At 64.1% G+C, this 14,242-nt stretch carries 6 protein-coding genes and 2 pseudogenes; 4 read left to right on the plus strand and 4 right to left on the minus strand.

Annotated elements, in window-relative coordinates; translation table 11 throughout:
* Positions 1-318 precede the first annotated feature (318 nt).
* Positions 319-621: pseudogene (locus FNJ47_RS37600) on the plus strand (MFS transporter); the annotation flags it as partial.
* A 1,627-nt stretch (positions 622-2,248) separates the two neighbouring features.
* Here FNJ47_RS37600 and FNJ47_RS37605 read toward each other — a convergent pair.
* Positions 2,249-5,950, minus strand: coding sequence for a DUF3971 domain-containing protein (locus tag FNJ47_RS37605; protein ID WP_163160900.1), 3,702 nt, complete (start codon positions 5,948-5,950; stop codon positions 2,249-2,251).
* A gap of 228 nt (positions 5,951-6,178) precedes the next feature.
* Between FNJ47_RS37605 and FNJ47_RS37610 the strand changes: the two genes are divergently transcribed.
* Both FNJ47_RS37610 and FNJ47_RS37615 read left to right on the plus strand, forming a co-directional pair.
* Positions 6,179-6,904, plus strand: a complete 726-nt coding sequence (locus FNJ47_RS37610; protein ID WP_165446041.1) for a peroxiredoxin — start codon at positions 6,179-6,181, stop codon at positions 6,902-6,904.
* 99 nt (positions 6,905-7,003) lie between these two features.
* A complete protein-coding gene (locus tag FNJ47_RS37615) occupies positions 7,004-8,362 on the plus strand; it encodes a M23 family metallopeptidase (RefSeq protein WP_163160901.1) in 1,359 nt (452 codons plus the stop codon).
* A gap of 228 nt (positions 8,363-8,590) precedes the next feature.
* Here the strand turns inward: FNJ47_RS37615 and FNJ47_RS37620 are convergent.
* Both FNJ47_RS37620 and FNJ47_RS37625 read right to left on the minus strand, forming a co-directional pair.
* Positions 8,591-9,465: pseudogene (locus tag FNJ47_RS37620) on the minus strand (DUF6502 family protein).
* Positions 9,466-9,624: 159 nt separating this feature from the next.
* Positions 9,625-10,854, minus strand: a complete 1,230-nt coding sequence (locus tag FNJ47_RS37625; protein ID WP_163160902.1) for an ABC transporter substrate-binding protein — start codon at positions 10,852-10,854, stop codon at positions 9,625-9,627.
* Positions 10,855-11,015: 161 nt separating this feature from the next.
* On the opposite strand from FNJ47_RS37625, the gene FNJ47_RS37630 reads away from it, so the two are divergent.
* Entirely contained in the window at positions 11,016-13,169 is a 2,154-nt protein-coding gene (locus FNJ47_RS37630; protein WP_163160903.1) for a carbamoyltransferase C-terminal domain-containing protein, read from the plus strand.
* Here the strand turns inward: FNJ47_RS37630 and FNJ47_RS37635 are convergent.
* Positions 13,129-14,064, minus strand: coding sequence for a DMT family transporter (locus FNJ47_RS37635; RefSeq protein ID WP_163160904.1), 936 nt, complete (start codon positions 14,062-14,064; stop codon positions 13,129-13,131). The two genes, FNJ47_RS37630 and FNJ47_RS37635, sit on opposite strands and share 41 nt — an antisense overlap.
* Positions 14,065-14,242: the final 178 nt, after the last annotated feature.

Below are 14,242 nucleotides of genomic sequence, written 5' to 3' on the forward strand. Positions count from 1 at the left end.
CAATATGAAGCGCGTAATGACGATCGTCGGCGTGGGCGGATTGCTGGAGGCGATGCGGGCGTGAGGTCGGCCTTCTGAGCGACCAAATCAGCGCCAAAACTGCGCGATTTTTTACACGGCCTGGGCCCTTAGCCGACACGACGAGCCGCGCCTCTTTGGTCCGCTTCTGATGATAATGCGGACCGTTCGGCGGCGGTTGCGGGTGGCCCCGCCCCAGAACTAACGACGGCGAACGCCTTTTTGGCATATACAATGGCCGTCGACTTTGGACCCGATAGCGCCAGCCCCTATTTTCAAGGTGATTTTGCCAAAGTTTAGATCATGCAGTGGTACCCGAACTACTGGCTGCTGACCGGCTTCATCATCTGCTTCGGCAGCATGATCGGCTCGCGCGGGCCGCTGATCACCGCGACGGCGCTGAAGATATTCCGGGGCGAGCGCGTCGGCACGATCTACGGCACCATCATGATCGGCAGCGGCCTCGGCTCCGGCCTCGGCTCATGGGGCGGCGGCCTGATCCACGACTGGACCCACAGCTACAATCCGCTGATCGTCTTCGCGCTCGTCAATGTCGTGCTCGGCCTGATCCCGTTCCTGGTAGTGCCGGCGCTGCGGCGCTGATGTTCATCGCATTCATTGCGTGGTTCATTTGCGAACGGCGTAAGTGACCATCGCGAAAATCACAGCTAACAATTTGTAATTTGTCGGCCCGAACAGACGAAGACGCCTATTGTGGCCGTCTCATCACGGAAGCGAAGCAGATAAGCAAAGCTATGCCGAACAAGGCCCAAATTATTGCGACTATCCACGCAGTGGCCGTCGCGCCAAGGCACTCGCTCTCAGCTATCCGGCAGCTACCAAGCACACCAGCACGCAAATAGATCGCGCCCGCGAGAACCGACACGGAAGCGATTACAAACGGAATCCACACGCGAATCCGCTTTCTCAAGAGGAATGCTGAAAGGGCAATACCCAAGCATGGGAACAGCGTCACTAACGACAAAGAGCTCATGCAAACTTCTATTGAATGTCGGCTCTTCGCTCTCAAGCCTTGATAGCCAAATCAGAAATGATGGCAATGCGTCTCGGTCGAAAATCTCGACTAGCGCCAAGGCCACATCGGTCGCCTTAGCGTCTTATTTGATCGCGTTATACACCGCAACTTTGGCGTCATCTAAGGCCAAAGTGTCGAGCCGCGAGAACGCAAGGTACGTGGGGCGGTCGCGTACATCACCGGACTGGCAATGTCGACGTGTCTTGCAATTTCGGCAAAGCGTATCGTCAAGGACCGCCATTCGCGAGCTTTAGCTAATCAACCTCAGCGGGTCAAACTAGACCCAACTCGTGGGGGGCTGCATGGCCGCGATGGCCGGTCGCGCCTCTTCCACAGCTTATCGCCGACGTCGTTTTTTACCTTGGCCGTAGTGCCGTTGCATATGGCTGCGGCCAAGTCCCATAGCGCGGGGTGAGGCGCGCCTGCGCGGTTTTCTGAATAATAGAATAATGCCGTTGATTTGCCCGACATGTCAAGTTGCCGTGTCGAATGCCGGCACGCCGCCGGCTACTTTGCATGGGGTTGTTTTCGATATTTTGGTAGCGCGCCCCTGCGGAGGCGAATTCGCCATGACCGCATGCCGGCCTTGGGTCAACACCTTGGGCCGACAGGTGGCATTCGCGAAATGAAACGGGCCGCCAACAGCACCGGCCCTAGTCGATGGTTCCAATTCCTTGATTGCGAGAACCGACTCGAGCGGCCTTGTAAGCCCGCAAGTCGATCCTCTGGTCCGGTACTGCTAGCCGCAGCGACGAACTCTCCGGACCGATCCGTCGTCACGCTCGATCGTGACGGTGCGGCATCCACGATATCCGCGATCATATCCGTAGGCGCGATAAGCGGGTCGATCGTAGTCTCGGTAGTAACGGGGCTCCGGGCCCACTCTTACGCCACCGAGCGGAGTATCAACGGCGACCTGAGCTGACGCGGGTGCAATGGAGACCGGCGTCGCCATAGCGAAACCGGCGACCGCCAATACACCAGCCAATAACAGGACTCTCATGAGAGTTCCTCCTGAGTTGTTGAATTGCTCTCCAACATCCCAGACAGGGCAAGGTTCCTGCGCGAACGTCATCCGGACGACAGGCCGCTGGGACTTGGTCGCAGCCTCGGATGAAAGCGGAGAGGAAGCCGCCGCCGCGCGTCGGCGCGATCTCGACCGACTTTGAAAGCAGGTGTCGATGAGCGAGCGTTCTAGTTGTTCGTCGTCGGCAGGTCGTTCGGGCCGTACTGCTTGAACTCGAAGATCTTCCGCGTCAGGCCTGGCGCCAGCGCCGAGATCGGGTTGACGCGCAGCACCGGCTGGCTCGGCGTTCCCACGACCTCATAGGTCACGCCGATCAGGCCTTCATTGCTGCCGGCGCCGAGGAAAATCCCGAAGAACGGGATCTGGCCGAACATGTTGTTGAGCCCGTACATCGGAATGAAGGTGCCGTTCATCCGCACCTGGTTGCCGAGATAGTCGATGCTGCCTTCGATGGTCGCGCCGATGCTCGGCCCCTTGACCACACCGTTGCGGATCGAGAGCTGGCCGCTCTGGCGCGTGAACTCGGCCCGCAGCGCGTCGAACCCGATGCCGTTCTGGGTGCTGACCGGGCCGCCGGCGACGGCGCGGTCGAGCTGGGTTTCGCCCTTCACCGAGAAGCCGGTGATGTTGATGAGTCCTTCCCTCGGGCTCGGCTCGGGGATCGGCGGCTCCATCGCCAGCGTGAGCTGGCCCCCGATCACCTTCGAATAGGTGTCGATGAAGCGCAGGAACGCACCGGCGTCGCTGGTTTGCAGATAGATCACCTCGCGGCCCTGCTGCCGGCCGCGCATGTCGACCGACACGGGGGTATCGCGGCCGACCTTCCCGCTCAGCGTGAACGCCTTGAAGAACCCGTTGCGGCGCGAGATCTTGGCATCGACGCCGCGCAATGCCTCGCCGTTGAAGCCTGCCACCGCGCCGAGCTTCAGATCGACATCGAAATCGGTGGTCTTGGTCTTGCTCTTGGGATCGCTGTCGCGGCCGGAGATCGCCGATTTCAGGAAGCCGCGGCCGTCGAACACGTCGCCGCGCATCGTCACCTTGATCACGCCGTCGGGACCACGATCGGCCCGCAGCGATGTCTTGTCGCCTTCCGACGGCGCATAGGTCGGGAAGTTCGCATTCATGAGGTCGCCATTCTGGTCGACCTCGAGCGCACCCTTGATCGAAACGCCGGCGCCTTCGATGGAGATGTCCTCGAACCGCGTCGATTGCCCCTTCGGCACCACGTTGAAGGTCGCCTTGCCGGCCCTGCCCTGCGTCTTGACCCAGCCAGGCAGGATGTTGTCGAGCTTGAGCTGGGTCAGGTCGGCCTCGACCCCCATCTTGGTGGCGGGATTGTCGCCGCTGCCGATCTTGCCGTTCAGCTTGATCGGGATCGCGCCCGACACCGCAGGACCGAGATCAAGCCCGAGGCGCGCGCGGCTTGCATCATCCAGCGTCGCCTGCAGCTTGACGTCGGCATCGCCGTCGGCCGGCTTGCGGTAGTCGAGCGAAGCGGCCTGTCCGTTGATCTTGACGTCGCCCTTGACCTGGAAGCCGGCGTTGCTGGCAATCACCTTGAGCGTATTGGCCTCGAGCTTCTGGTTCATCACCAGCTTGTCGACGGCAACGCCGGAGATGTCGGCCGAGACGGAATATTGCGTGTCGGCCTTGGTCAACCCGCCCGTCACCGGCATGCCGAGATTGATCGTCGCCGTGACGTTGCCCTTGCTGGCGTTGGGATCGATCGGCGGCCCGGAGAGATCGCTGAGCCGATCGGAGGCAAGGATTTCGGCGGCGGCCGGCACCGGACAATCGACCCGGAATTTGACCTTCGACGGCGACGGCTTCGGCGCCATGTCGGGCACCTCGAAGGTGAAATCCGACAGCGTGATCTTGCGGCCGGCCGGCGTGTCGGCGATGCCCTGGTTGATGGTCACAGTCGCGGTACGGCCGGTCACCCTGGCCTTCAGATCGGCATCGTGCACCGCGGGCATCTTGTCCACCGGACGCACCGTGACGCCGGAGGCGACGATGTTGACCGAGAGACCGTCATCCGGGATCGGCGGACCCTTGCGCGACAGATTATGCACCGGCGAATTGACGCCGACATCGATGCGCTGGAGCGTGCCGCGGTCGATCCGCTCGAGCACCCATTCGCGCACCTCGGGCACGATGATGATCGGCCACATTCGTTTCAGGGCGGAGGCCGACATCGGCGTGCCGGCGAATCCGAGTTGCAGCCGCGGCTCGCCGGAATAGTCGATGCTGCCGGTGCCGGCGACGCCGATCTCGCCATTGGAGACGTCGGCCTGGGTCAGCAGCACGCGCTTCTTCTCGGTATCGAAGCGGAAACCGACGTTGATGCGGTTGAAGATCAGCGGCGGCTCGTTCTTGTCGGCATCGGCCAGCACAATGGTGCCGCCCGACAGGCCGGCCTGCCAGTCGGTGACGTTGTCGTTCGGCGGCTCCAGATGGCCGAGCAGCGTGATGCGGTTGGCGCCCGAGACGATCTTGATCGGCGCCAGCAGCACGCGCCGCCCCGAATCCCATTCGACGCTCATCTCGGCCGAATCGACCGGCATCGGATAATCAGGCGTATCGGTGTCGATGATGTTGCCGGCGCCGACATTGATCTTGCCGCGGAAATAGGTCGGCAGGCCGTCGCGACCGAGTTCGCCCCTCATCTCGCCCGACAGCGGCAGGTCGGCGGTGTAGGTCAGGTCCTTGGTCCTGAGCGCGAGCAGGATGTTCCGGGTGGAAACCTTGTCGGCCTTGATGTCGACCGTGCGCACGCCGTTCTGCTGCGGTCCAACCAGCACGCGGACCGACCAGGGCTTGGCGCCCTCTTCGCCGAAGCTGAGCGCAACGCCGCCGCCGCTCGGACGCCGCAGGCTCAGGCTGATATTCTCAAAGCTCCATTTGTTGCCGCGCTGCTGGTCGTCGACGACGAGATTGCCGTTCTTCAGGCCGATCTCGTTGAGGTTCTGACCGTCGAGGCCGGTCATGCTGAGGCTGTCGAGCCAGTCGAGACCTGCGAGCAGCCCGCTCTGGGCCGAATCCGGTGCGGCCGCCGCAGGCTCTGAAGCAGCGGGCGGCGAAGCAACCGGCGGCGGCGCGGCGGGCGCCGGACGCGGGAATGTCGGCGGCATCCCCGCCTCCCGCTTGGAGGCAACGCCGGTGGCAAGCGGCTTTGCCGTGTCGCCCGCCGACACGGTCACATTGCCGTCCGGCGTGATGCGCACCGACAGTTCCGCATCGACGAGATTGAGGCTCTCAGCCCGCAACTGCCCCATCAGGAGCGCCGTTCCCGACAACCGCACTTCGGCTTTCGGCGCGCTCGCAACGACCGCATGGTCGCGGTCGCGGACGATGATGTCGCGGATGCGCACCGCGATCCTGACGCGGCCGGCGCGCTCGATCTGCGTTCCACCGACCTCGACCGTGTTGCCGTGGCCGATATTTTCCTCGATCGCCGCGGCAAGCCACGGCGTCGCCAGATCGAGATTGATCGGACCGGCGCCGAGCCGCCACCACAGCGCGCCGAAGCAGGTCGCAAACATCACGACCAGCACCACGAGGACCAATCCGATGCGACGGATCCAGCGCTCGCCGTTCAGCCAGCGCTGCATGCCCGAGCAGAAATCCGTGAAACGATGCAGGTTGGTGTTGGAACGCGACAGCAATTGCCGCGCACGGTTGCCCGCCGCCTCATCCTGCTCGTCCCACGCGGCGGCGTCTTCCCGTTGCGAGAAGTCAGCCCCGGCGCGCGGATTTGGACCCTGCGGCGACCTGTTCCTTGCCATTGCCTCTCGGTGCTGACGGCGAAGCTGATCGCCGTCATCGGGGCGCCCGTCGATTCGTATCGAGCGCTCCCGTGTCGGCATCGCCGCCTATCCTCGCCTATTCATGTTACTCGCCGATGGCCCCCAGAACGGACCAAACCAACCAATCAAACGCCAATTCAGCAAGCGGACGGGTAACGCGTCGAATTCCTTGTCACCATACTCCGTGGCCATCAAACTTGCCCAGCGGCCGGTGCGAATCCGGCCGCCGCGAATGAGACCCGCAATAGCCCAATGGTTGAGCCGCGGAAAGCGACGAAAGGAAGGCATATGTCCAAGAAAACGCGCAAGAAATCCTCCAACACAACCGGAAAGCGGGTCGCAACGAAGGTTGCGCGCGCCGCAAGCGCAAGCACTGGGAAGTCCGCGACGAAAACCCGCACAACGGTTGCGAAGAAGGCAGCCGCCAAGAAAGCGACCAAGCCAACAAAGACCAAGCCCGCAGCGGGTGTTCGAGGAAAAGCCTCGCACAAGGCTGCATCGAAACCGTTAAAGCCGGAGCCGGCCGCGACCGTGACCAGATCATCCGCCGTCACACTTGCCGAAGGCGCTGCAGCCCCTCGCTTCAACCTGCCACGGGACGGCGGCGGCAGCGTCTCGCTGGCCGATTTTGCCGGCAAGAAGCTGGTGCTGTTCTTCTATCCCCGCGCCGACACCCCCGGCTGCACCAGGGAGGCGATCGACTTCACCCGGCTCAAGGGTGAGTTCGCCGCTCACGGGACCGAGGTGGTCGGCATATCGGCCGATACGGTTAAGGCGCAGGAGTCATTTCGAAACAAACACCAGCTGGCGGTGCCGCTGGCCTCGGACCCGGCCCATGAGATGCTGGAGGCGTATGGCGCCTGGGGCGAAAAATCCATGTATGGCAGGACCTTCATGGGAATTGTTCGCACCACGGTTCTGGTCGATTCCAGTGGAAAAGTCGCCCGGATCTGGCGCCACGTGAAGGTCGACGGCCATGCCGAAGCGGTATTGGAGGCCGCCCGCGCGCTCTGACGGAGGGGTTCCGTTTCCTGAAAATTAACCATGGCGGGCTCAAATCGGCCCCGCAAATTAGCCGTACGGAGCTTGGTCCGACCGGCCGCGGGAGTACCGATGTCGAGCCGGTCCGGTCATCACCAGAAACACCATCATCCGCAGGACCATGGCCGGTCACCGGCGCGCCGTCCCGCCGCCCATCACGCCGCGCCGGCGGCGGCGGCGGTTGAGGCCACCGGCGAGGGCTATACGCTGGTCCATGCCGGCAAGCAGGTCCGGATCGGACCGGTCGTGTTCTGGATCGCGGTCGGCACCGTCGTCCTGCTCGGCATGTGGTCGGCGGCCACCGCGACCTATTTCGCTTTCCGTGACGATGTCCTGACCCGGCTGATCGCGCGTCAGGCCGAGATGCAATACGCCTATGAGGACCGCATCTCGGAGCTGCGCGCCAAGGTCGACCGCACCACCAGCCGCCAGCTGCTCGACCAGGAGCAGTTCGACCAGAAGCTCGACCAGATCATGAAGCGGCAGTCGACGCTGGAATCGCGCGCCACTGCGCTCGGCGCGATGCCCGATGCCACCTCTACCGGATCGATCAAGCCGCAGGGCCGCGCCGAGGCGGTGCCGTCTTCCGGCTCATTGAAGCCCTCCCCGATCAGCGACACCGTGATCTTCGTGGCACCGCCGGATCGCGAGGCACGGCTGGAATCGCGCGCGCCGCTGATTGCCAAGGCGCAGCCGAACCAGTTCGCCAAGGCCCAAGGTGTCGACAATGTGCTGGTCCGCCTGCAGACCTCGCTTGACCAGGTCGAGCGGCGCCAGGTCGCCGCACTCTCCTCGGTCGAGGACGGCATCGAATCGCGGGTGCGCCGGATGCGCGGCGTGATTTCCGATCTCGGCCTCAACATGGCGCAGCTCGAAGCCGCGACGCCGCGCTCGGGCATGGGCGGACCGTTCGTGCCGGTCAAGCTTACGCCCGACGCCGGCGCGTTCGAGCGCCAGCTCTACCGCATCAACATCAACCGCGCGCAGATGCAGCGACTGAACCAGACGCTGGCGCTGGTGCCCTATCGCAAGCCGGTGGTCGGCGAGGTCGAATTCACCAGCGGCTTCGGTGTCCGCAGCGATCCTTTCCTCGGCCGTCCGGCGATGCACACCGGCCTCGACTTCCGCGCCGCGCAAGGCGATCCGGTGCGCGTCACCGCCAACGGCAAGGTGGTGTCGGCGGGCTGGGCTGGCGGCTACGGCCGCATGGTCGAGGTCGATCATGGCAACGGGCTCTCGACCCGCTACGGCCATCTGTCCGAGATCGGCGTCAAGGTCGGCGAAACCGTCAAGATCGGCCAGGTGATCGGCGCCGTCGGTTCAACCGGCCGTTCCACCGGCCCGCATCTGCACTACGAGACCCGCATCGACGGTGAAGCGGTCGACCCGCAGAAATTCCTCCGCGCCGGCGTCCGGCTCAGCGCAGGCTAGCTCAATCGCTCAACGATCGATCTGAATATCGGCGCAAGCGACCTCGCCTGCGCCGATCGCGTTTGTGGCTGGAGCATCGGTTCTGATCGCATCAGCACCGATGCCCCAGTTCTTTGCCTTGACCCGGCGTGAAGGGGGTGCGCACCGACGAACCCGGGCTGCGCGCCCGCGAACGAGGTTCCGGCGAGCCAAAATCCGATCAGCGGCGCGAGGTTGGCGGCAGGCCCTTCACGTCGCACCGCCTTGGTCGGCATCGTCGTCGATCGGGCTATCAGGGCCCTCGCGATAGATGTAGATGCCGAAATTCCAACGGTAGGCCCCGCCCTTGTCTTTTGCGAGCGCGCGGTTGGCCTCGCGGTTGGCCACCTTCAGCGCCTCCATCGCCAGCTTGCGCGAGCGGCCCTCAAGCCGCTTGGCGAGCTCCGCCGACAGCCCGTCATAATGCACCGCGCGTTCGAGGAAGCGCGGCGCCGCGGAGGACACGTTGAGCTCGGCGGCCGCGACATGATCGTGCAGATTGCGCCCGAGATAATGCCATTTGCGGTCGTCGTCGCCGTGCGGGACGAACGCCTCCTCGACCAGCATGATCTCGTCGTCGTCGTTGATGGTGACGAGCTTGCGGTCGAGCCATTCGTCGAGCACGGCGCGCGGCCACACGTCCTTGGTGATCGATTCGACCAGCGTCTCGAACGACGGCGCGCCGCCATCCGCGGTGCGCGGCAGCGGCAGCGGATCGCCCTTGGCGTCGGTGAATTCGGGCGCGGCCAGCCAGCGCGCGATGATCGCGCTGGTCCGCGACAACGTCGCCGGCACCGCATTGACCGGCGCGCCGGCGCCGCGCAACCGTGCCACCTCCTTGCGGTGGATCCCGGTCAACAGGCTGACGCGGCTGTCGGTCTGCTCCTTGCCCTCGAGCGCGAAGTCGTGCTCAGCGACGTTGACATAGAGCTCGCGCAGCAGCTGTGTCAGCGCCGGAATGTCATGCCGCCGCGAATGCAAAGCCGCACCAGCGGACGCAGCATCCGCGCCAGCGGCGCGTGCAGCTTCGCTGCGGCGATCGGCGCTGACGATCGCGGCTTGGACTTCGCGGCCTTGGCATTCATGCCCGAATTTTAGCGGCCCGCTGCGTGGGATACAATCCCACTGCTTGACCCTGTCTCTTTCGACGTGTGTCATTTTCCCATTTATGGGACAAGGTCACGTTCGGACACAGCGCGCGCTTGCGGGCGGTGATGTCACGAAGCCGTGGCAGCCCCCATGGCCTACCTCGTCGCCTCGTGCCCGACCTCGCCGGTGATGACGTCGCCGAACAGCTCCCACGCCTCGCCGTTGAAGCGCATCAGCTGCATCTGCTCGATCGGAAAATAGTCGTCCGGCGAGGTGTTGACCATGACGCCCGGCAGCATCAGGTCGGAATGGAAGTTCTTCAGGTTGGCGGCCTGCTTCATGACGTTTTCGCGCGTGAGATTATCACCGCATTGCTTCAGCACCTGCACCATGGCCTCGGCCTGCACATAGCCATAGAGGTTGTTGGCGTTGCCCTTGTCGCCGTCGGGATAATATCTGTCCATGAAGGCGCGCCAGCTCGTGACCGCCGGATCCCAGGTCGGGTCGGTCGGGTCCTTCAGATAGGCCGTCGAGATGATGCCCTTGGAATATTCCAGCCCTGCGGGCTTCAGCACCGAGGCGACCGAGGTCGCGGTGTTGGCGAGGAAGAATTTCGGCTTCCATCCGAGCTCGCCGACCTTGCGGATCGCCTGCGCCGATCCCTTCGGCGCCGCCCAGGAGAAGAAGATATCGGCGCCGGAATCATGCAGCGCGACGATCTGCGAATCGATCGAGGGATCGGAGACCTCGTAGGACTTGTCGGCGATGATCATGTTGACCTTGTCGCCAAGCCCGTCCTTCAGGCCCTTGAACTGATCCTTGCCGGCGTCATCATTCTGCCAGAATACCGCGATCTTGCCGTCGGGGAATTTGTCGCGAATATATTTCGCGTAGATGCGCCCTTCGCTCTGGTAGTTGGGCTGAAAGCCCATGGTCCAGGGAAAGTTCTTGGGGTCGCCGAATTTCGTGCCGCCGGAGGCGACGAACAATTGTGGCACCTTCTTGGCATTCATGTACTTCATGATTGCCGAATTGGACGGCGTGCCGAGCGCCTGGAAGATCAACAGCACCTCGTCGCTTTCGACCAGCTTGCGCGCCTGCTCGATTGCCTTCGGCGGCGAATAGGCATCGTCGTAGCTGATGAAGTTGACCTTGCGGCCGTTGATTCCGCCCTGCTCGTTGATCATCTTGAAGAACGCGGCTTCGGTCTTGCCGATCACGCCGTAGGACGATGCCGGCCCGCTATACGGCATGATGTTGCCGATCTTGATTTCGCCATCAGTCGCGCCGGGATCGTATTTCTTCTGCGCATACGCCGAAGTCACAATCAGTGCCGCACTTGCGAACGCCGCGATTGCGCCAATATATCCAGAACGAGCCCGCATCGTTTTCTCCCCGATTATTGTCGTTGGTTTTGACGGCAAGTCTCGCAAGGGACGAACAGGCTGGCAAGCGCCGGGTTTTTCCGTTGGGCGAAACGGCATTGTTGCCTGGCGCTAGTTATGATTGAAGGTCGATCTGGGGATCACGAGTCGAGGCGTTCTGATTGCGTAAACCGGACATTCGTACCGGTCCGCGGCATCCGCGTTTTGCGGCCGCGGGCTATGAGATCACGCGCCGCCTCAGTGAACGTGCGATGGCGAAGCTCGGCCTGCACAAGGCCAATGGCGAGTTCGCGCAACGCACGATCGCTTCGATCCGCGACAAGCTGCAGCATGGCGAGACCGTCTACGTCGCAGGCCTCGCCTGCCCCGGCACGCACAACACCGGCGTTGCACTGGTCGAGGTCACCCAGAAGGACGGCCCGCGTCTGATCCTCAACAACGAGGAAGAGCGCTTTTCCGGAGACAAACACACCAACGAGTTTCCGCAATACGCGCTCGACGACATGCGCAAGGTGTTGCAGCGGATGGGCCGCGATATCGGCGACATCGCGGCCTTCGTCACGACGTGGGACTATCCGGCGCTGATGGCGTTGCTGATCCGCACCTCGTTCGAGGAAGCGCCGGCCAGTCTCAAATTGCTGAACGCACCGATCGCGCCCGCGATCAACCTGCGACAGATGGACCAGGTGCGGCGCATCTCGCGCAGGCTCGGGAAGATGTACGGGCTCGGCGAGCAGCTGCCGCTGATCTGCATGCCGCATCACGACAATCACGCCTGGTACTCGTTCACGGCATCGCCATTCGCCGAGGTGCGCGAACGCGTTGCGATCGCGGTGCTCGATGGCACCGGCGATGTCGGCTCGATCTCGCTCTATGTCGCCGAGGACGGTGAGATGAAGCAGCTCTATTGCAACGAGAGCCTGTTCGATTCGCTCGGTGCCTTCTACACGGTGATCTCGTCGAGCCAGGGCGGCTGGACCTGGCTCTCCAGCGAAGGCCGCTACATGGGCGCCGCCGCCTGGGGCGACATGAACCGCGCCACCAATCCTTACTATTCGCGTTTGAAGGCAGTGCTGCAGCTCGGGCCCAATGGCAGCGTGCTGCTCAATCGCGCGATGGCCAATTGGTACGCCGACCCCGCCGGCAATCCCTATCATCAGCCGCTGATCGATATCCTGGGCGCGCCGCTGCGGCCCGACCAGCTCTGGAATCCCGACGCCGTCTTGCGCGTCGAGGACATCAATCACCGCCCCGACACCAAGGATCGCGTCGACAAGGCGGCCGCGACGCAATTGGTGTTCGAGGACGCGATGATCCATGTCATCGATCATCTCTTGCGCATCACCGGCACCGACCGCTTGGTGCTGACCGGCGGCGTGGCACTGAACGCGCTCGGCAACATGCGGCTGCTCGAGCATTTCGACGAGGCGTGGTTCGAACGCGCGCAACAGCGCAAGGCGCGGCTGCATATGTGGGTGCCGCCGGTGCCGGGCGATTCCGGCGTGCCGATCGGCGCCGCCTGGCTGTTCGCGCATATGGCGGGCGCGCCGCGCGGCGCGGCGCTGTCGCACGCATTCTATTGCGGCCTGCCGCCCTCGAATGCCGATATCACCGCGGCGCTGCAAGCCGACGACATCGCCTCGACCGCGATCGGCAATGTGGCGACTCCAGAGGGGCGCGATGCGGTCGCGGACCTGATGGCCAGCATGGTGGCGCAGGGCGGCGTGATCGCGATCTACCAAGGCGCGGCCGAGACCGGCCCGCGCGCGCTCGGCCACCGCTCGATCCTCGCCAATCCCTGCGATCCCCAAGTGCGCGAGCGGCTCAACGAGCGTGTCAAGTATCGCGAGGCGATCCGGCCGCTGGCGCCGATGGCGACGCTGCAAGCCGCGCTCGATTATTTCGAGCTGGAAGACGGCGCGTCCGACGCCGACTACAACGCCTACAACTACATGGTGCTCACCGCGCATTCGAAGCCGGAGGCGCGCGAGAAGATTCCGGCCGTGGTGCATGCCGACGGCACCGGCCGCATCCAGATCGTGCGCGAGGCGGACGATCCCCTCACCTACGCCTATCTGAAGGCGCTCGGCCGCCACATCGGCGTCGAGATGTCGGTCAACACCTCGTTCAACGTCGCGGGTCCCATTGCGCAGACGCCGGCGCAGGCGATGGACACGCTGCGCCGTTCCAGGGGGCTCGATGCCGTGGTGCTGGTCGCCGATGACGGCACCGCCTATGCCGCCTGGCACCGCGATGAGCGCGACAGCGGACGCTTTACCGGATGGTATGCGGCGTGGAAGCAGGCGCGCGGCTGAACCAGCTCAGCACGCGCCCGTCGATCAGGAGCAGCGCGCTCGCGATCACCAGCGCGCCGATCACCTCGCGCGGTGCGATCGGCTCGCCGAGGACGAGATATCCGAGCAGCATCGCGGTGACCGGAATCAGCAGCGTCACCAGCATCACATTGGTCGCGCCGGAGCGCTGCAGGATCTGAAAGAACACTATATAGGCCAGCGCCGTCGACAGCGCCGCGAGGCCGAGCACGGCAAGCCATGTCGACGCGTGCGGCATCGGCAACAGCCACGGCCGGTCGGCCGCTGCGGCGACGGGCGCCATCAGCACCGCTGAGGCGATCATCTGGAACGTCGCCGTCCCCAGCGGCGGCACGCGCTGCGGCAGCCGCCGCCCGATCAGCGCCGCGATGCCGTAGCTGAAGGCGCCGGCGAGGCACAACAGGATGCCGACGCCCTGCTTGCTCTCGAAACCAAGCGCATCGCCGTGCAGGATCGCAACCCCGATCAGACCGACCACCACGCCCGCCACCCGGCGCGCCTGCAGCCGTTCCTCGCCGGCCGCCGCCATCACGATCACCGCAAACAGCGGTGTCGTCGCATTGAGGATCGAGGCGAGCCCGCTCGGAACATAGGTCTGCCCGAACACGATCAGCGAGAACGGCAGCACATTGTTGAACAGCCCCATCGCGGCGAATGGCGCCCAGCCCGACAGGCCGCGGGGGAATTCGATCTTCCGGGCCCGCAGCAGCGGCAGCAGGATGATCGTGCCCAAGGCCACGCGCAGCAGCACCAGCGTCAGCGGCGGCAATTCGCGCAGGATCACTCCGTTGAAGAAGAACGAGCCGCCCCAGAGTACCGACAACAGAGCGAGCAGCCCCCAGTCGCGGCTATCAATGCGATTGTCGGCGGAAGGCATGTCGGGCACTCGCTTGCACTTGCACAGGTGACTAGCGCGCGCCCGCGAATATTCCCACCCGTTTTCCGTGAATGGCGGCTCTGCCTATTTCGGCCGCGACACGATCTCGATCATCTGGCCCTCGTCGGAATCGGGCGCATGGGCCTTCGCCTTGTCGTAGGCGGTGAGCGCGGCGCGG

Origin of the sequence: Bradyrhizobium uaiense, from assembly GCF_010811875.1 — a bacterium.
Classification (GTDB): Bacteria; Pseudomonadota; Alphaproteobacteria; order Rhizobiales; family Xanthobacteraceae; genus Bradyrhizobium; species Bradyrhizobium uaiense.

Coding starts and splice junctions, on each gene's coding strand:
- FNJ47_RS37615 (WP_163160901.1), top strand. CDS start 7,004: ATGTCGAGCCGGTCCGGTCATCACCAGAAACACCATCATCCGCAGGAC.
- FNJ47_RS37610 (WP_165446041.1), top strand. CDS start 6,179: ATGTCCAAGAAAACGCGCAAGAAATCCTCCAACACAACCGGAAAGCGG.
- FNJ47_RS37625 (WP_163160902.1), bottom strand. CDS start 10,854: ATGCGGGCTCGTTCTGGATATATTGGCGCAATCGCGGCGTTCGCAAGT.
- FNJ47_RS37605 (WP_163160900.1), bottom strand. CDS start 5,950: ATGCCGACACGGGAGCGCTCGATACGAATCGACGGGCGCCCCGATGAC.
- FNJ47_RS37635 (WP_163160904.1), bottom strand. CDS start 14,064: ATGCCTTCCGCCGACAATCGCATTGATAGCCGCGACTGGGGGCTGCTC.